The organism is Enterobacter sp. CPE_E890 (assembly GCF_046521475.1).
In the GTDB taxonomy this organism is placed as follows: Bacteria; Pseudomonadota; Gammaproteobacteria; order Enterobacterales; family Enterobacteriaceae; genus Enterobacter; species Enterobacter adelaidei.
In genome coordinates this window covers 2,391,987-2,409,325 of the sequence record NZ_JBKFZW010000001.1, presented here as the reverse complement: position 1 = coordinate 2,409,325, position 17,339 = coordinate 2,391,987, and the positions used below count along the sequence as shown (strand labels likewise).

Sequence of the window (17,339 nt, the reverse complement as noted above, 5' to 3'; positions counted from 1 at the left end):
GGCGTTCAATCATGGCATATTTAATTTCTCGCATACCTGTATAGCAATTATTATGGCGGCCAATAGCAGAATACCTTCGATTTTTAAGGTGCGTGTTTTTAGGACTTATCACATTTGCCCCATAAAGGAATAGCAATAATACTTAATAATTCAATTCACCCAAAAATGAAGGATATCAGATGAAATTATCATCCGCTTTCGCTTTAGTGATATTTCTGGCTCCGACCGTATGGGCAGATAATAACGGCGGATTACAAAAAGGCGAAGCCCCACCGCCACCTCATTCGCTGGATAGCGGATATCGCGGAACCGACGATGCGCGCATTATGACAATCACTCAGGCAAAACAAATGCACGATGGTGCAACAATTTCATTGCGCGGTAATCTGATTGACGGTAGCGGCGATAAATTTGTATTTCAGGATAAAACCGGAAAAATCGACGTTATTATTCCCCAGACAGTCTTCGACGGCAGAACGGTAAAACCCGACCAGATGATCGGTATTAACGGTTCGCTTGATAAAAAATCATCCCCTGCCGTCGTCCGCGTAGATCGTTTGCAGAAATAATTCAGCGAAGCGTTAACGCTGCAGTTATCCATCAAATCTCACCCCTTGGCTTAAGGAGTCAGCTATGAGCGATACCCAACAACGTACGAACGCTTACCCGCAACCCCCGTTCCCGGAACAGCCGCAAACGCCGCCGGGACTGGCATCCGAAATGCAACCTGTACCTGACCATGGGGAAACAAGTTACAAAGGGCATGGACGCCTCACCGGAAAAAAAGCGCTGATAACCGGAGGAGACTCCGGTATTGGACGTGCGGTGGCGATTGCCTATGCCCGTGAAGGTGCCGATATTGCCATCAACTACCTGCCGGAAGAGGAGCAGGACGCGGTAGCCGTTATTGACCTGATTAAAGCTGAAGGCCGCACCGCCGTCGCGCTTCCGGGCGATATCAGGGACGAAACCTTCTGCCAGAACCTGGTTGATGAGGCCGCCACCCAACTTGGCGGGCTGGATATTCTGGTGAATAACGCCGGTCGCCAGCAGTTCCGGGAATCAATTGAGGAACTGACCACCGAAGAATTCGACGCGACGTTTAAAACGAACGTGTATGCCCCTTTCTGGATCACCAAAGCCGCTCTGCGCCACCTGAAAGCCTCATCCGTTATCATTAATACCTCCTCCGTGCAGGCGGTGAAGCCCAGCCCCGTACTGCTGGATTATGCCCAGACGAAAGCCTGTCTGGCGGTATTTACCAAAGCATTAGCCAAACAGCTGGGGCCAAAAGGCATTCGCGTCAACGCGGTCGCCCCAGGTCCTTACTGGACGGTGCTGCAATCCAGCGGCGGGCAACCGATGGAAAAAGTGAAGGAGTTCGGTGGCGACACCCCGCTGGGGCGTCCGGGCCAGCCCGTCGAGATTGCGCCATTGTACGTCACGCTGGCCTCGGATGAATGTTCCTTTACGTCCGGCCAGGTGTGGTGCTCTGACGGCGGTGACGGCGTGATCTAAACCGGTTAGCCACTCCTCTCCTGAATGCGCGATAAATGAACACGGACGTTCGCTTTTGTGCCCCCGTCGAAAAACATGTTGTAACTCAAACAGATCAAATGTTAAAAATATTTTGCTATCAGGTTATCAAAATTAAACAACTTAACTTGTCACCCGCATCGCTCTGTTTTTAACATCGCCTATGGAAAAAAATGGTCTGTTCAGTCAGCGCATCCGCTTGCGCCATTTGCATACATTTGTGGCCGTCGCTCAACAGGGAACGCTGGGGCGTGCGGCTGAAACTCTTAACCTGAGCCAGCCTGCTCTCTCGAAAACGCTGAATGAGCTGGAACAACTTACCGGTACACGTCTTTTTGACCGTGGCCGTTTAGGGGCACAACTGACCCTGGTGGGCGAGCAATTTCTCACGCACGCCGTAAAAGTGCTTGATGCCCTCAACACCGCGGGCCAGTCCCTCAATCGCAAAGAAGAGCACGCCAGCGAAGTTGTGCGCGTGGGAGCCCTGCCTACCGCTGCACTGGGTATTCTTCCTCCGGTCATCGGTCAGTTCCACAAACAGCAAAGACATACCACGATTCAGGTTGCCACCATGAATAACACCATGCTGCTCGCGGGGCTGAAATCAGGTGAACTGGATCTTGGCATCGGTCGAATGTCCGATCCTGAACTGATGGGTGGTCTGAATTACGAACTGTTGTTCCTGGAATCACTGAAGCTGGTTGTGCGTCCTGACCACCCTCTGTTGCAGGATACCGTGACGTTAAGCCGCGTCATGGAGTGGCCTGTGGTGGTCTGCCCTAAAGGGACGGTCCCGCGAGACACTGCCGAGACACTGCTGAAAATGCAGGGATGTTCGCTGCCTTCGGGTTGTATCGAAACGCTTTCGGCCTCGCTTTCACGCCAGCTTACCCTGGATTACGACTACGTCTGGTTCGTTCCCTCCGGCGCGGTAAAAGATGATTTACGCCAGGGTACGCTTACCGCACTGCCGGTGACGTCGCCTGGCGCCGGTGAACCCATCGGTATTCTGACGCGGGTAGATACCCCGCTTTCCACAGGTGCACAGACGCTGCTGAGCGCCATTCGCAAATCTATGCCGGTCTAGAAACCTTTCCCCTCACTCTACCCCTCTCCCCAAAGGGGCGAGGGGCAGTCCTGTGCTCTAATCAATTAATGCGAAATTATTCATTAACAATTGCGTAAAACAATTTAACAGTTTTATCATACCCGTGAATTCACCAAATGGTTCGCAAATCATTTTACAAACCCGAATTCACTCGTATTTATCATTAATCCCTCTGCAATTATTACCCAACTGGTACATTTCAGGCACGGCGGGGGGATCTAAAGGAGACAGAAAATGGCATTTGGCAGCGCGCCGCGCGGGATACCTCGTATTCTGCAGTGGCTACTTGCCGGACTGATGATGCTCATCGGTCTGGCCGTCGGCGGGTTGGGCTTTAAGCTCGCCTCCGTAGGTGGAAGTTGGTACTTCCTGATAATGGGCGTGGTGATGGTGATTGCCGCGATCCTCATTTTTACCAGTCGCACCAGTGGGATAGTGCTTTATAGCATCGCGTTTATCGCCTCGCTGTTCTGGGCGGTAAGCGATGCGGGCTGGGATTTCTGGCCGCTCTTCTCGCGCCTCTTTACGTTTGCCGTACTGGCATTCCTCTGCGCCATCGTGTGGCCTTTTCTGCGTGCAGCAAACCATAACGCACCGAACAAGGCTCCCGCTTTTGGTATCGCAGCCGTGCTTGCGGTGGCTATGCTGGTCAGCCTGGGCTGGATGTTTAAACCGCAAACCCTCGTGGCGGCTAACGAGCCCGTTCCGGTTAAACCCGTCGCACCCGGCGAGCAGCAAAAAAACTGGGAGCACTGGGGCAACACCACGCACGGCGACCGCTTCGCCGCGCTGGACCAGATTAACAAGCAGAATGTCAGTGACCTGAAGGTTGCCTGGGTTGCACACACGGGTGATATCCCGCAGAGCAATGGTTCTGGCGCGGAAGATCAAAACACGCCATTGCAGATTGGCGACACGCTGTATGTCTGTACGCCATACAGTAAAGTGCTGGCGCTGGATGTCGACTCCGGTAAAGAGAAGTGGCGCTATGATTCCAAAGCCACGGCACCTAACTGGCAGCGTTGTCGTGGTCTGGGCTATTTTGAAGATCGCTCTTCAGTGACAACGTCACAGGTTGAGACACAGCCTGCCGCGTGCCCTCGCCGCCTGTTCCTGCCCACTACTGATGCCCGCCTGATTGCCATCAACGCGGATACCGGTAAGGTCTGCGAAGACTTTGGCGACCATGGCACCGTTGACCTGAGCGTTGGCATGGGCGAGATCAAGCCGGGCTACTATCAGCAAACGTCTACGCCGCTGGTTGCCGGGAATGTTGTTGTCGTCGGCGGTCGCGTCGCGGATAACTACTCCACCGGCGAACCGCCGGGCGTGGTGCGCGCGTATGACGTTCACACCGGTAAACTGGCGTGGGCGTGGGATCCGGGTAACCCGAACCTGACCGGCCTGCCGCCGGAAGGCCAGACCTACACGCGCGGTACGCCGAACGTCTGGTCTGCGATGTCTTATGACGCCAAACTGAACCTGATCTACCTGCCAACCGGCAACGCCACCCCGGATTTCTGGGCAGGTGAACGTACCGCGCTGGATGATAAATACAGCTCATCTATCGTGGCGGTTGATGCAGCCACCGGTCAGGTCCGCTGGCATTTCCAGACCACCCACCACGACCTGTGGGACTTTGATCTGCCTTCCCAGCCGCTGCTGTACGACCTGCCCGACGGTAAGGGCGGTACCACGCCTGTACTGGTGCAGACCAGCAAGCAGGGTATGATCTTCATGCTCAACCGCGAAACCGGTAAGCCGGTGGCGAAGGTTGAGGAGCGTCCTGTCCCGGCGGGTAACGTCGAAGGTGAGCGCTACTCTCCAACCCAGCCGTATTCTGTTGGTATGCCAATGATTGGCAACCAGACGCTGACCGAGTCCGACATGTGGGGGGCGACGCCTGTTGACCTGCTGCTGTGCCGTATTCAGTTCAAAGAGATGCGCCATCAGGGCGTCTTCACGCCGCCAGGTCTCGACCGTTCCCTGCAATTCCCTGGCTCGCTCGGCGGGATGAACTGGGGCAGCGTCTCCGTTGACCCGAACAACAGCCTGATGTTCATCAACGATATGCGCCTGGGGCTGGCAAACTACATGGTACCGCGCGCTAACGTGGCGAAAAACGCCAGCGGCATCGAGATGGGTATTGTACCGATGGACGGCACGCCGTTCGGCGCCATGCGCGAACGTTTCCTGTCGCCGCTGGGCATTCCGTGCCAGAAGCCGCCGTTTGGCACCATGTCAGCCGTTGACCTGAAAACCGGCAAGCTGGTGTGGCAGGTTCCTGTCGGCACGGTGGAAGATACCGGCCCGCTGGGCATTCGTATGCATATGCCGATCCCAATTGGTATGCCGACACTGGGTGCGTCACTCTCTACTCAGTCTGGTCTGCTGTTCTTTGCCGGCACTCAGGACTTCTACCTGCGCGCGTTTGATACCGCCACCGGGAAAGAGATCTGGAAAGACCGTCTGCCGGTGGGCAGCCAGTCCGGCCCGATGACCTACGTGTCGCCGAAAACCGGCAAACAGTACATCATCATTAACGCCGGTGGTGCCCGTCAGTCACCGGATCGCGGTGATTACGTTATCGCGTATGCCTTACCCGATAAGAAGTAACAGATGAAAAAAGGGACCGAAAGGTCCCTTTTTTTCTGGTGGCGCAACTCAGAACGTTTCCCAGTTATCCCCGGAAACCGTCGCCGCGGGGCGTAGCGGCGTGCTCTTCGTCACTGAGGCTGGTGTAGCCACTCGGCCTGGCTTCACGCTGCTCAAACGAAACGCGCCAACTGCCTCGGTCAGACGCGCGCCCTGTTCTTCCAGAGATGCTGCGGCTGCTGAGGCTTCTTCCACCAGCGAGGCGTTCTGCTGGGTCACTTTATCCATTTCAGAAATCGCCTGACTCACCTGCACAATGCCACGACTCTGCTCATCAGACGCTGCGGCAATCTCCAGCATGATGTCAGTCACCCGTTTAACCGCCTCCACGATTTCATTCATGGTGTTGCCGGCGGCGACAACTTCACCAGAACCCTGGTCGATCAGCGAGACCGACTCGTTGATCAGGCTCTCAATCTCTTTTGCGGCATTCGCACTGCGGCTTGCCAGGGTACGTACTTCACTTGCCACCACAGCAAAACCACGGCCCTGCTCACCCGCACGCGCCGCTTCTACCGCTGCGTTAAGCGCCAGGATATTGGTCTGGAAGGCAATGCTGTTAATCACTGCGGTAATCTCAGAGATTTTTTTCGAACTGCTGGAGATGTTACCCATGGTTTTGACCACCCCGGAGACCATCTGGCCGCCACGGCTGGCTTTACCGGAGGCATCTTCCGCCAGTTTACTGGCATGGTGAGCATTATCCGCGTTCTGTTTCACCGTTGCGGTCAGTTGTTCCATGCTTGCGGCGGTCTGCTCAATGGCAGCAGCCTGCTGTTCAGTGCGCGAAGAGAGATCGGTGTTACCGGCAGAGATTTCACTGGTTCCACGGTAGATCTCCTCCGCCCCCTGACGTACGGTACCCACGGTGTTTTCAAGCGAGTGCTGCATGGTTTGCAGATCGCGCGTCAGGCGGCCAATTTCGCTACGTCCGGCCACATCGTCCGGCATCGTCAGGTCGCCTTTGGCGATATTCTCGATACGTTTCGCCGCACGCTGCAGAGGATGGATCACCGTGCGGCGCAGCACGGTAAAGGTCAATGCCGTCAGCACCAGTGCGAGCGCGAACGCGCCGATCATAAACATCAGACCCAGCTGTGTGCGGCTGTGCGCCTGTGCCGTCAGGGCATTGGCACGGTCGGTACGGATCTTAATCGCCTTCAGCAGCACGGCGTTGTAAGCGTCGTCCAGCGGACGCGCGGTTTCGTTTTCATGGTTGATAATCGCTTCGAACATACCGTTTTTGGCGAATTTCACCATCGGCTGCATACCCGCAATATAGGCGTCATATCGTGCTTTCAGGTCAGCATCCAGCGCTTCGCCCTCTGCGGTACGCACGGCGCGATTCATATAGGCGGTGAAACTCTCCTGAGACTGCTTAATACGCGTTTCCGCATCGCTGATGTTCTGCTTCATGGCATCCATCTCCGCGATACGGCTTGCCGCACCGGCGTGGATAAGATTGATACGCGCGGTTCGCAGATGGTTTGAGCTGTTCGACAGCCCCATACGCACCTGAATTTCAGATGTGACATCCTGCTGATCGCGATCGGCCTGAAGCAGGAAATATCCCGCCAGACCTGAGCTCAAGGCAAAAAGCAGAATAATGCCACCGAGAATGGAGGAAAACAGCGGAACCAGCCTGATGTGATGCAAGAAGCTCAGCTTGCGCTGCGCCTGCATCGAAGTAGTGTTGTCCATGACCGTCGACTCTCTTATAGGTAAGATGCGTAAAAACACGCCCGTTAAATAGTCATCGGCACGGCAGAGATTTAGATTACGGCTAAAAACGCCGCACTGGTCACACTTTAGAGAAGATTATTAAAGAAATGCCAGCGGTGAAAAACCGCTGGCAGAAGAATTACTTGTCGCCGAAATGAAATTACTTGTCGCCGAAATGAATAACGGTGCGGATGGATTTCCCTTCGTGCATCAGATCAAACGCGTCGTTGATCTGCTCCAGTGGCAAACGATGGGTGATGAACGGATCGAGCTGGATTTTTCCGGCCATGGCATCTTCAACCATACCCGGGAGCTGAGTACGCCCTTTCACGCCGCCAAACGCGGAACCGCGCCACACGCGACCTGTCACCAGCTGGAATGGACGAGTTTTAATCTCCTGACCCGCCCCGGCAACCCCAATGATGATGCTCTCGCCCCAGCCTTTGTGGCAGCACTCCAGCGCAGAACGCATCACGTTCACGTTGCCGATGCATTCGAAGCTGAAGTCAACGCCGCCGTCGGTCAGCTCAACGATGACATCCTGAATCGATTTTTCGTGATCTTTCGGGTTCACGAAATCGGTCGCGCCCATTTCACCCGCCAGCTTGAATTTCTCCGGATTGGTGTCGACTGCGATGATACGGCCGGCCTTCGCCTGAACCGCGCCCTGAATCACCGCCAGACCAATGCCGCCGAGACCGAACACCGCCACGGTATCGCCCTCTTTGACCTTTGCCGTGTTATGCACCGCGCCAATACCGGTGGTCACGCCGCAGCCCAGCAGGCAGACTTTATCCAGCGGCGCCTGCGGGTTCACCTTCGCCAGCGAGATCTCCGCGCAAACGGTGTACTCGCTGAAAGTGCTGGTACCCATGTAGTGATAAACCGGCTCGCCGTTATAAGAGAAACGGGTGGTGCCGTCCGGCATCAGCCCTTTGCCCTGAGTGGCGCGAACCGCCTGGCAGAGGTTGGTTTTACCGGATTTACAGAACTTACACTCGCCGCACTCCGCGGTGTACAGCGGGATCACGTGATCCCCTGGTTTCAGGCTGGTCACGCCCTCGCCCACTTCTACCACAATCCCGCCACCTTCATGACCGAGTACCGCAGGGAAAACGCCTTCCGGATCGTCACCCGACAGCGTAAACGCATCGGTATGACATACGCCGGTATGGGTTATTTTGATCAACACTTCGCCTTTCTTCGGCGGTGCCACGTCGATTTCAACGATTTTGAGCGGCTGGCCGGGGCCAAATGCGACAGCAGCGCGAGATTTCATATTGTCTTCCCTTATTGTGAGGTATGTGGGTTTATTTTAGATAAGAGCGCAGCAAATGGCCGACTTCCGCCATACGCACGGCTCGCTGATCCGGCGTTGTTTCCCCCGTCACCAGCTCATCTTTGAGGTGAATTTCGACCATTTCGCCCATCAGGCCATTGGCAGCACCGCGCACGGCGGCGATTTGCTGCAGGATGGCTAAACAGGGATCGCCCGACTCCAGCGCGCGTTCAAGGGCATCGACCTGCCCACGAATGCGACGGACGCGGGTAAGGATACGTTTTTTGTCTTCGGGTGAATGCGGCATACGCCCTCCTGATACTATAGGGGGGTATGGTATTTCACTTGACTGAGGATGTAAACCTTCTGTTTCCGTTGCTACATCAGCGCATCTACCGCATATCATCAACCAAGCGAATAAAACCTCAAAAACCTATAAGACAATGAAATATATAATTTTTTAATAACATTTTTTGCCTAAGCGGATTGAAGCTCTCGTTGTTTAGTGACACTTTCATCTACAGCAGGAGTTAACACATGGCATGGAACAAACACGCAGCGGCCCTGTATGCACGACAGAATGCCGGTACTTCCTCGCAAAAACGCTGTGGAGAATTTACGCGTAAGGCTATACGTGCAGGTGGCGTGGATATTGGCAATGCACCTAACGCAAAAGATTACGGCGGTAATATTGAACGGGCAGGTTTTCGAATTTTAGGACAAGGCGAAACATTACAGGAAGGCGATGTGGTTGTTATTCAGCCCTATGATGGCGGTAATCCTGCGGGTCACATGGCAATTTACAACGGCACCACCTGGTACTCAGATTTCAGACAAAGAGATATGTGGGGTGGTCCGGGATATCGTTCTGCGCGCCCTTCTTACAAAATTTACAGGAAAAACTGATGCGTAACATTCTTATGATGTGCCTGTTATTGACGGGATGTTCAGCACAGATGGATTCGCCGGAAAAACGTATCAATGATTTTTATTCGTTCTACCTCACGGCCTTCGTTACAGATACCCATGAAGATAATCTCGATTCACCAAAAATGCGTGAGTATATTGCGCGCGACACGCTCTTCCGTCTGAAGAAAATTCTTTCTCTCAATGAGCAGGAAATTATCGGTTCCGATTATTTTACCTATACACAAGACTATGCCGCGGAGTGGATCCCTGACCTGAGCGTAAGCAACGCAATAAACTCAGTGTCCGGAAAAGTTGTTAACGTCGAGCTGGGTGCAGGTAATGGGCAAAAACAGCGGTTAAACGTGTATCTGCGCAATGAAGACGGTAAATGGAAAATTTATCGCGTTACCGATGCGAGCCACCATTTCGAACAGTATATTTTTGACGACAGGGCGATTGCTGCCGCACAACGATATGCGGCCAGTATAACTTCTCCATAATTAGCAAGATCGGTCAGGATTCTGGCCGTTTGGTGAGGCAAAGTGGATCATCAGGAGGATGCAATGAACGATGCAATTAAAACGGCCTACCGCGAGCGCTTCACGATGGTGTGCGACTATATCGCCCACCATCTCGATGAGCCGCTCACGCTGGAGAAGCTCAGCGCGATAGCCTGCTGTTCGCCTTATCATTTTCACCGGCAGTTTCTGGCATTCAGCGGCCAGCCGCTGTATCGCTATATCCAGTGGCTACGCCTTCGTCGTGCTTCCTGGCGACTGGCGTTTAATCCACAGGATAAGGTGATTGATATTGCGCTCGATGCCGGATTCCAGAACCCCGAATCGTTCAGCCGCGCCTTCAGAAACGCATTTGGAAAAAGCCCCCGTCAGTTTCGGCAAAAGCCGGACTGGCTGAGCTGGCACCAGCGCGTACCGAAAATGACCTTTCAGGAGCAAAAAACAATGGAAATTAAGATTGTCGATTTCCCACAGACCCGAGTGGCAGTGCTGCAGCACCGTGGCAGCCCGGATAGGGTTAATGACAGCGCGGCGAAATTTATTGCCTGGCGTAAAACCTCGGGCTTATCACCCGTACACGAAAGCAGCACCTTTGGCATTGCCTGGGATGACCCGGCAACCACACCCGCAGACGCCTTTCGTTTCGATATTTGCGGCAGTATCTCTGAAGCAATACCAGAAAATGACTTCGGGGTTTCCAGTGGTGAAATTGACGGTGGTCGATACGCCGTCGGGCGTCACACAGGTTCGCTGGATAACATTTCCGCCACGGTATGGGTGATGTTTCGCGACTGGCTACCGGCCAGCGGCGAAACGCTGCGCGATGCCCCGGTATTTTTCCACTACCTCAACTTTATTCACGAGGTGCCGGAACATGCGCTGCAAACGGATATCTACCTGCCGTTAAAATGACTATACCTCATTGACCTCTATTTCGGCCGGGTAGCTGCGCTTATCCGGCCTGCCTCTCCTGAAACTGTGCTACCCTGGCATAAATTACGGTCAGGATGACAATGAGAAATAACGGGTTCCCGATATAGAGATATATCCGAAAACCATCCTGTCAGGTGCCAAATTTAGCCTTTCGTCTCTCACCTCTACAAAGAGCGGCTATCCTTTAACTATCAACAAAAGGAGGCAAAAATGTCTGATTTCGGTACTGATAAAAATACCCAGTTTGCTGAAGACAAAGCAAAAAATAAACTTGATGAACTCGCAGGTTCAGCGCAGCAGCAGTTTGGTGAATTCGTTGATTCACCAAAACATCAGGTAAAAGGTGCCGCGAAAAAATATGCCGCGCAGGCCAGCGATGCGGTCTCCGATGTCACCGAAGCGGTCAGAAACAACCCTCTCACTGGCCTAATCGCCGCCGGTGCTGTCGGTATTGTGCTCGGCCTGTTGCTGGGTCGAAAATAACTCAAGGCCCTTCGGGGCTTTTTTTCCTCACTAGCTAAATAACCGTACCATGCGGTCTAACTCATCTTCTTTCACAGCACGAGATAAATAATACCCCTGAAAGTTTTTGACGCCCAGGGCAGCTAATTTCTCAAACTTTTCTTCGCTATCAACTCCCTCTGCAATGCAATCCGTCCCGGTCATATCGCTATAAAGTTGTATCGCTTTAATAAGGTGATAGTCATTGTCATTTGCCACGAAATGCTCAACAATGTCCTTGTCTAGTTTGAGCCCATCAAAATGTACCTGTCGCACCGGGAACATGGTTTGATGGTTAGAGAAGCAGTCATCCAAAAATAATCGACATCCCGTACTCCGTAAATGGCGCATAGTTTCAGGGATCCTGGTGTCCTTCGTGACATCAATATCCTCCGCGAATTCAAAGACTAAATTTTCGGCCCACCGCGGTTTGAGTAGCATGTCGATAGCTTTCTTTGCCATATCAGGCAATGCATTCCCGGAAGCCAGTCGGGGTGGTATATTAACTGAAAAATAATACTTCCCGTTATATTTATTAATACCAGACACGGCAGCATGGATAACTAACGCCGTAATCTTTAGCCATATTTCATTATTTGAAATATCAGCCAAAAAACTGACTGGCTTGACGATTTTACCATTTTTATTCCAGCGAATAAGTATTTCAAAACCAACCCCTTTTTTGTTATGGTCGGTAATGATCTGGTACACAGGGAAAATTTCCCGCTTAAGCAGCGCGTTAAAAATCTCTGTTTCCTTTTCCGTAAAGTCTGTCTTTTGACTTTTTCGCTTAATACTCTCACCCACATTGAAATTGTGTGGATCGTTTACCCATTGCTTGATTAAATGTAATTTTTGAACACCTTCCTTTCGGTGAGTATATACCGTTTTATTAGATAACCCCATTGTGTCGCACAATTCTTTTACGGACATGCCCCGGTAGAAACTTAATAAAACATCAACCTCCCTTCGGGTTAGCCATTTAAAATTTCCTTTAGCAGAATAATCCAGAGAGTGATCCCGCAATAAACGAGAACCATCCTTAAATATATTATCATGCATGCTGATGGAGCCTATTATATCAGACACGCTGGCCATGCGAATCAGCGATAACTGACGGCTGCTATTTAAAAGGCTACCCAGGGTGCGATACAGCCAGCTGTCTGGTATATCACCATACAGCGTAACACGTTGAATAACGGGTAGCGAATTAAGTACGGATGCCAGGCGTTTCAGACTCTCAAGGAGATTGACAATACCTTTCCCGAGGAACACCACAATGTGAGCACTCTGATTTATAAGAATATTTTTTCTGTCTCGTTGAGATATCTCATCCCCAACAAAGCGAATAAGCGATGCCTCTATCCCGTATTTTTCCAGGATCAGACGATATCCCTGAAATGTGAAGCCGCAGGCTGAGATGACAAACTTTTGGTCATCGCAAGCCCCATTTCTGAGAGAAATTTTTTGGGTCATAACCTGCTCCTGGGCACCAACGCGCCATTTCCATTTGTGAATGCATAAAATGTCATGCACCTGATGTGAGTATTAATTTTACCGTACAACAACAGGGTAAGAAACAGTCCTCACTGGAACATCTTTGCGTTAATCACTTCACGCCACACAACCTGAAAATATACTTTTCTTTTCAAATAACCACGGTAAATGTTTCATTCTCAGGGTATAATGAAAATTCCGAAAAAGAAGGCTGGATACTTCATCTATCGGCTCATTCAAATACGAGAAATACGCTATGGATAATCATATCTCATCCAGGGCCTTGCTACATCGAAGGGATGTTATAAAGAACAATCCGCGATTCAGTGAGGCAATATTAGAGCACTACACCATTAATGACACCATCTACAAAAAACAACCTTTGTTCTACAAAACAATGCTGCAGGAATCACGATTTAACATTATCCTTTCCATGTGTTGTTTTATTTTTGGAAATCAGGCTGAATCTGTCTCGGAAATAAAAGAGTTATGTTCTCGCTATAAAATAGCCAGCCCCAACAGCGTTATTGCAATCATTACGATACTCAGAACCACCGGGCGCATCAGCACCTGGCGCTGCACGGAAGACAGACGCAAAACGAGAATAGCGCCAACTGAAAAAGGCCTGAATGAACTAAAGCGATATATGTCCGGGGCATTTTTGCCGGTCAGCATTCTTTATCCGGCATTTAATATTGACGTTAACCTTTTGGATAATGACGTGTTGAGAAATAATTTTTTCCGTCGCGCGGCAGAATATCTTTTTCGGGGATTAACGTTCAGAAAGGTTTTGCCTGAAGTGGGATTATTCATCGATAAAGATGGCGGTCGAATGATTATGCTCTATCTATACCTGCAGGCCATAAAAAACAAATCTGCCCATGGTGCAACTATTGAATATTCAGCAAGCACACTCGCAAAAGAATTTTTTGTTTCAAGAATTCACGTCAACCGAATCATCAAATCGGCACAAGAGGCAGGTTATCTGAAAGATCGCGGTGATGGGCGTATGTCGATATACCCGGCGTTTATCGAACTCGTTGAAAATTATGCCGGATTATATTTTGCATATGTCACGCATTACATTAACGTTGTTCCTAAAGATCGCCGCCACGCTCATCACGTGACGTCAACCGCTTAACTCAGCAGGCGTTCGGTGTTCCGAACGCCATTCGCCTATCGCTCTCGTAACGCCTCTTTCGCTTTATTCAATGGTTTCAACAGATAATCCAGAATAGTTTTACTGCCCGTTTTAATATCAACCGTGGCTATCATGCCCGGAAAGACCGGAAACTCTTTGCCTTGCTTATTGGTCAGATGGTTATTGTCGGTACGGATGTAAACGCGATAATAGTAGACGTCTCTTTTCACTTCATCCTGTAAGGTGTCCGGGGAAATCATGGTCACGTCTCCTTCCAGCCCACCGTAAATGGAGTAGTCATAGGCCGTAATTTTCACCAGCGCTTTCTGGCCTGGATGGATAAAGGCCACATCACGCGGTGAGATTTTCGCCTCAACCACCATCTGATCGTCCAGCGGAACCAGGCTCATCAGTTTGCCGTTGGGGGGAATAACGCCACCAACGGTTGTAACGTCAATATCCTTAACAATCCCGCGAACCGGCGCATTGAAGGTCAGCCTTGTCAGGGAATCCTCGCGCCCCTTCATCACCGAACGCTGGGCTTCAATTTCCGCATTCGCTTTTGCCAGCTCTTCACGGGCGCGAACGTAGTACTGATTTTTCATCTCGGTGATTTTATTCTCAAGCTCATTTTTTTGACGCTCAAGACGTAATACCTCAACCTTGCTGGCCGCACCCTGGGTCACCAGTGGTCGGGTTAACGACAGCTCTCGCTGCACCAGTTCAGCCCCCTGACGCAAACCAGCCAGCCCTTTTTCCAGACTCTCGCGACGGGACTGGTAAAGCGCTGTTTCCTGCTTGACCAGCTCAACGTCGTCATCCAGTTCCTCAGGAAATGCGAGCTCCGTATCGTTCACTTCGGCCTTCAGGCGCGCAGCCGTTGCCAGCGCGGCATTCAGACGAGACTCACTCTCCAGCACGCTTGACTCGGTTTTGGTCCGGTCAAGCTGCGCAAGCTGCTGACCGCGTTCAACAATGTCACCTTCGCGCACCATCAGGCTGTGAATAATGCCGCCCTCAAGAGACTGAATCACCTGCTCATGCGATGAAGGTATAACTTTGCCGTTGCCGGTAGTGACTTCATCAAGCTGGAAAAGACTCGCCCAGATGATAAACACCGCCAGCAGGGCGAACAGCGACCATGCCACCAGGGACGAACGCGGTAAGCGCGGCTCCTTCAGACGACTATTGAAACGAGAGAAATCATTCATGCCGCGCCCTCCTCTGCCACCGCTGCCGGTTTCATGGTCACGGTGCGCTGAGCCGTTTTTTGCGGTGCCATACCGTGCTGATGCAGGATCGCGTCACGTGGACCGTCCATCACCACCTTACCGTTTTCCAGCACAATGATACGGTCGACCAGGTCCAGAATAGGCAAGCGGTGAGTTGCCACAACCAACGTCCGGCGTTTACCCAGCCACTTGTGAAGATGTTGAATAAACTGCTTCTCACTCACTTCATCCAGCCAGGCGGTAGGCTCATCCAGCAGCAGGATATGCGGTGAGGTGATCAGGGCGCGCGCCAACAACAGCGCCTGGCGCTGGCCGCCCGATAGCCCCGTGCCTCCCTCGTTGATGATGGTGTTCAACCCCATTTTCTGTTTGCGCACAAACTCCAGCGCACCGCTGTTGACCAGCGCATGATGAATTTCATCGTCAGTGGCGAGCGGGTTCCCCATCAGGATGTTGTCACGCACCGAGCCAAAGAACAGGCGCGCCTGCTGGCTGAGCAACTGCATATCACGACGCACGTCGGCCGGATCAAGATGGTTCAGGGCAATATCGTCCAGCAGAATGCTCCCCTGCTGCGGCTCCTGCATACCCGCCAGAAGCTGTAACAGCGTACTTTTACCGGAACCATTTCGCCCCAGCACCGCAACCCGTTCTCCGGCACGGATCTGCAGCTTGCTGATGTTAAGCACGGTGAGCTTCTCTTCTTCGTCGTAGTAAAACCCGACGTCCTCAAGCCTGTAGTCGCCGCGCAGGTGCGCTTTGTGCACCTTTTTGCCGTTCTGCGGATCGTCAATCGGACGCTGCATCAGGTCGTCCAGCCCCTTGCGGGCCACTTTTGCCGACTGCCAGCGCGAGAGCACGCCTGAGATCTGCGACAGCGGCGCAATTGTGCGCGATGCCAGAATCGAGGTCCCCACCAGCGCACCGGTGGTCATGTCGCCGCTGATAACCAGATAACAGCCCACTAGCAGTACCACCGCATAGACAATCGACTGCACCTCCTGCGTCCAGGTGAGCAGCAGGCCCGTCAGCCAGCGCTGCTTCATTCCGACGCTGGCAGCAACGTCGTTGGTGTTATTCCACTGGTTCTGGAAACGCTGCTCGGCGCGCATCAGCTTGATGTCTTCAATGCCCTGCACCGCTTCAACCAGCGTGGCGTTACGAATGGCGGATTCGCGCATCCCCTCACTGGAGAGTTTACCCAGCGGACGCTGCACCAGCAGACCCGGAATGAGCAGCAACGGTACGGCGAGCAGAACCACCAGCACCAGCGGACCGCCAATCATCCACAGGATGAAGACGAACAGCAGGAAAAACGGCAGATCGGAGAGTGCCGCAATGGTGGTGGAGGTGATGAGCTCACGCACCGACTCCAGCTCGCGGATCTGGGCAATAAACGATCCGGTTGATTTAGAGCGCGCGCCGTTTTTAATCCTTAGCGCATGGGCAAAAACGCGTTCGGAGATGCGCAGATCGGCACGCTTCCCCACCACGTCAGAGATATGCACGCGCAGCATACGCATGATGAATTCAAACACGATGGCAATCATCACGCCGCCAAACAGCACCCACAGCGTGGCTTCTGACTGCGACGGTACCACCCTGTCGTAGACCTGCATGGAGAAGACCATGCCGGAAAGCGCCAGCACGTTAGCGACCAGCGCCACCAGCATAATGTCGCTGTAGCGTCGCCAGTCCTTCAGCGCCAGTTGCCAGAACCAGTTTTTTTCATACGGTTTGATGTAGTCATCCACGCGGGCATCCGGCGCGGATTCAAGCGGGCGCAGCACCATCAGTCCTGTTAACCGTGAACCTAGCTCCTCACGCGTTAGCGTTGTCTCCAGACCTCCGTCGCCACTGAACTGCAGACTGACATTACCTTCACCGTCCATGCGAGCGATCACCGCGATTTGCCCGCCGGTGAATTCCGCCAGCATCGGCAAGCGCCACGGGTCAAGGGATACGGCATCTGCCGCGACCATACGCATCCCCAGCCCAAGCTGGCGTGCCATCTCCTCCAGCACCAGCTGGCGCGGAGACTGACTTTCATGATTAATGGTGACCCGAACATGCTCCGCAGAAAAATCCAGCCGATAATGCTTCGCGATGATGAACATGCCCTGCAGCCAGGGTTCGTACTGTGGATGTGTCTTCATAATGCTACGTCCTGTCCAGCGCGATAATTACGCACTGAAATGATACCTTTACGGGATGATTGAAAATCGAACCGTCTCTAAACGAGCCCGCAAAATAATCTTGTGAAATATAGGGTTATTGCTATTCCTGTAAAGAAACGCAAAAAGCCGCG

General features: G+C 52.5%; 15 protein-coding genes. 9 read left to right on the top strand and 6 right to left on the bottom strand.

The features are described 5' to 3' along the window. Nucleotides 1-179 precede the first annotated feature (179 nt). The 4 genes from ACLHV9_RS11855 (at nucleotide 180) to ACLHV9_RS11840 (ending at nucleotide 5,260) form a co-directional block, all read left to right on the top strand. Complete coding sequence (locus ACLHV9_RS11855; protein WP_407220519.1) at nucleotides 180-569, top strand: YdeI family stress tolerance OB fold protein; 390 nt, start codon at nucleotides 180-182, stop codon at nucleotides 567-569. A gap of 64 nt (nucleotides 570-633) precedes the next feature. Beyond that, nucleotides 634-1,518, top strand: a complete 885-nt coding sequence (locus ACLHV9_RS11850) for an SDR family oxidoreductase (protein WP_028017464.1) — start codon at nucleotides 634-636, stop codon at nucleotides 1,516-1,518. Nucleotides 1,519-1,699: 181 nt separating this feature from the next. Next, nucleotides 1,700-2,623, top strand: coding sequence for a LysR substrate-binding domain-containing protein (locus tag ACLHV9_RS11845; protein ID WP_028017465.1), 924 nt, complete (start codon nucleotides 1,700-1,702; stop codon nucleotides 2,621-2,623). Between the two features lie 255 nt (nucleotides 2,624-2,878). Then, complete coding sequence (locus ACLHV9_RS11840) at nucleotides 2,879-5,260, top strand: glucose/quinate/shikimate family membrane-bound PQQ-dependent dehydrogenase (protein ID WP_108089952.1); 2,382 nt, start codon at nucleotides 2,879-2,881, stop codon at nucleotides 5,258-5,260. Nucleotides 5,261-5,308: 48 nt separating this feature from the next. On the opposite strand, the gene ACLHV9_RS11835 is transcribed toward ACLHV9_RS11840, so the two are convergent. The 3 genes from ACLHV9_RS11835 to ACLHV9_RS11825 all read right to left on the bottom strand — a co-directional run bounded on the left by ACLHV9_RS11835 (nucleotide 5,309) and on the right by ACLHV9_RS11825 (nucleotide 8,607). Next, nucleotides 5,309-7,000 (bottom strand): methyl-accepting chemotaxis protein, encoded by a 1,692-nt coding sequence (locus ACLHV9_RS11835; protein ID WP_028017467.1) that lies wholly within the window; start codon nucleotides 6,998-7,000, stop codon nucleotides 5,309-5,311. Nucleotides 7,001-7,181: 181 nt separating this feature from the next. Continuing rightward, a complete protein-coding gene (locus ACLHV9_RS11830) occupies nucleotides 7,182-8,300 on the bottom strand; it encodes an S-(hydroxymethyl)glutathione dehydrogenase/class III alcohol dehydrogenase (RefSeq protein WP_108089953.1) in 1,119 nt (372 codons plus the stop codon). A gap of 31 nt (nucleotides 8,301-8,331) precedes the next feature. Then, entirely contained in the window at nucleotides 8,332-8,607 is a 276-nt protein-coding gene (locus ACLHV9_RS11825) for a metal/formaldehyde-sensitive transcriptional repressor (protein WP_003857256.1), read from the bottom strand. Between the two features lie 230 nt (nucleotides 8,608-8,837). Here ACLHV9_RS11825 and ACLHV9_RS11820 point away from each other — a divergent pair, with 230 nt between their 5' ends. The 4 genes from ACLHV9_RS11820 (at nucleotide 8,838) to ACLHV9_RS11805 (ending at nucleotide 11,143) form a co-directional block, all read left to right on the top strand. Beyond that, complete coding sequence (locus tag ACLHV9_RS11820; protein ID WP_407220517.1) at nucleotides 8,838-9,206, top strand: hypothetical protein; 369 nt, start codon at nucleotides 8,838-8,840, stop codon at nucleotides 9,204-9,206. Further along, nucleotides 9,206-9,709, top strand: coding sequence for a YbjP/YqhG family protein (locus ACLHV9_RS11815; RefSeq protein ID WP_407220516.1), 504 nt, complete (start codon nucleotides 9,206-9,208; stop codon nucleotides 9,707-9,709). The genes ACLHV9_RS11820 and ACLHV9_RS11815 overlap by 1 nt, the downstream gene beginning before the upstream one ends. A gap of 63 nt (nucleotides 9,710-9,772) precedes the next feature. Continuing rightward, nucleotides 9,773-10,639 carry a GyrI-like domain-containing protein gene (locus tag ACLHV9_RS11810; protein ID WP_407220514.1) on the top strand — a complete coding sequence of 289 codons (867 nt, stop codon included), beginning with the start codon at nucleotides 9,773-9,775 and terminating at the stop codon, nucleotides 10,637-10,639. A gap of 231 nt (nucleotides 10,640-10,870) precedes the next feature. Beyond that, nucleotides 10,871-11,143: a YqjD family protein gene (locus ACLHV9_RS11805; protein ID WP_045284344.1), complete on the top strand. Its 273-nt coding sequence runs from the start codon at nucleotides 10,871-10,873 to the stop codon at nucleotides 11,141-11,143. Nucleotides 11,144-11,173: 30 nt separating this feature from the next. Here the strand turns inward: ACLHV9_RS11805 and ACLHV9_RS11800 are convergent, their stop codons facing one another. Further along, nucleotides 11,174-12,637, bottom strand: coding sequence for an EAL domain-containing protein (locus ACLHV9_RS11800; RefSeq protein WP_128347762.1), 1,464 nt, complete (start codon nucleotides 12,635-12,637; stop codon nucleotides 11,174-11,176). 277 nt (nucleotides 12,638-12,914) lie between these two features. On the opposite strand from ACLHV9_RS11800, the gene ACLHV9_RS11795 reads away from it, so the two are divergent. Beyond that, on the top strand, nucleotides 12,915-13,799 hold the full coding sequence (locus tag ACLHV9_RS11795; RefSeq protein ID WP_028017474.1) for a hypothetical protein: 885 nt from the start codon (nucleotides 12,915-12,917) through the stop codon (nucleotides 13,797-13,799). A 35-nt stretch (nucleotides 13,800-13,834) separates the two neighbouring features. On the opposite strand, the gene ACLHV9_RS11790 is transcribed toward ACLHV9_RS11795, so the two are convergent. Together ACLHV9_RS11790 and ACLHV9_RS11785 are read right to left on the bottom strand one after the other, a co-directional pair. After that, on the bottom strand, nucleotides 13,835-15,010 hold the full coding sequence (locus ACLHV9_RS11790; protein WP_049007286.1) for an HlyD family type I secretion periplasmic adaptor subunit: 1,176 nt from the start codon (nucleotides 15,008-15,010) through the stop codon (nucleotides 13,835-13,837). After that, on the bottom strand, nucleotides 15,007-17,187 hold the full coding sequence (locus tag ACLHV9_RS11785) for a type I secretion system permease/ATPase (RefSeq protein WP_028017476.1): 2,181 nt from the start codon (nucleotides 17,185-17,187) through the stop codon (nucleotides 15,007-15,009). The genes ACLHV9_RS11790 and ACLHV9_RS11785 overlap by 4 nt, the downstream gene beginning before the upstream one ends. Nucleotides 17,188-17,339 lie beyond the last annotated feature (152 nt).

Coding starts and splice junctions, on each gene's coding strand:
- ACLHV9_RS11855 (WP_407220519.1), top strand. CDS start 180: ATGAAATTATCATCCGCTTTCGCTTTAGTGATATTTCTGGCTCCGACC.
- ACLHV9_RS11850 (WP_028017464.1), top strand. CDS start 634: ATGAGCGATACCCAACAACGTACGAACGCTTACCCGCAACCCCCGTTC.
- ACLHV9_RS11845 (WP_028017465.1), top strand. CDS start 1,700: ATGGAAAAAAATGGTCTGTTCAGTCAGCGCATCCGCTTGCGCCATTTG.
- ACLHV9_RS11840 (WP_108089952.1), top strand. CDS start 2,879: ATGGCATTTGGCAGCGCGCCGCGCGGGATACCTCGTATTCTGCAGTGG.
- ACLHV9_RS11835 (WP_028017467.1), bottom strand. CDS start 7,000: ATGGACAACACTACTTCGATGCAGGCGCAGCGCAAGCTGAGCTTCTTG.
- ACLHV9_RS11830 (WP_108089953.1), bottom strand. CDS start 8,300: ATGAAATCTCGCGCTGCTGTCGCATTTGGCCCCGGCCAGCCGCTCAAA.
- ACLHV9_RS11825 (WP_003857256.1), bottom strand. CDS start 8,607: ATGCCGCATTCACCCGAAGACAAAAAACGTATCCTTACCCGCGTCCGT.
- ACLHV9_RS11820 (WP_407220517.1), top strand. CDS start 8,838: ATGGCATGGAACAAACACGCAGCGGCCCTGTATGCACGACAGAATGCC.
- ACLHV9_RS11815 (WP_407220516.1), top strand. CDS start 9,206: ATGCGTAACATTCTTATGATGTGCCTGTTATTGACGGGATGTTCAGCA.
- ACLHV9_RS11810 (WP_407220514.1), top strand. CDS start 9,773: ATGAACGATGCAATTAAAACGGCCTACCGCGAGCGCTTCACGATGGTG.
- ACLHV9_RS11805 (WP_045284344.1), top strand. CDS start 10,871: ATGTCTGATTTCGGTACTGATAAAAATACCCAGTTTGCTGAAGACAAA.
- ACLHV9_RS11800 (WP_128347762.1), bottom strand. CDS start 12,637: ATGACCCAAAAAATTTCTCTCAGAAATGGGGCTTGCGATGACCAAAAG.
- ACLHV9_RS11795 (WP_028017474.1), top strand. CDS start 12,915: ATGGATAATCATATCTCATCCAGGGCCTTGCTACATCGAAGGGATGTT.
- ACLHV9_RS11790 (WP_049007286.1), bottom strand. CDS start 15,010: ATGAATGATTTCTCTCGTTTCAATAGTCGTCTGAAGGAGCCGCGCTTA.
- ACLHV9_RS11785 (WP_028017476.1), bottom strand. CDS start 17,187: ATGAAGACACATCCACAGTACGAACCCTGGCTGCAGGGCATGTTCATC.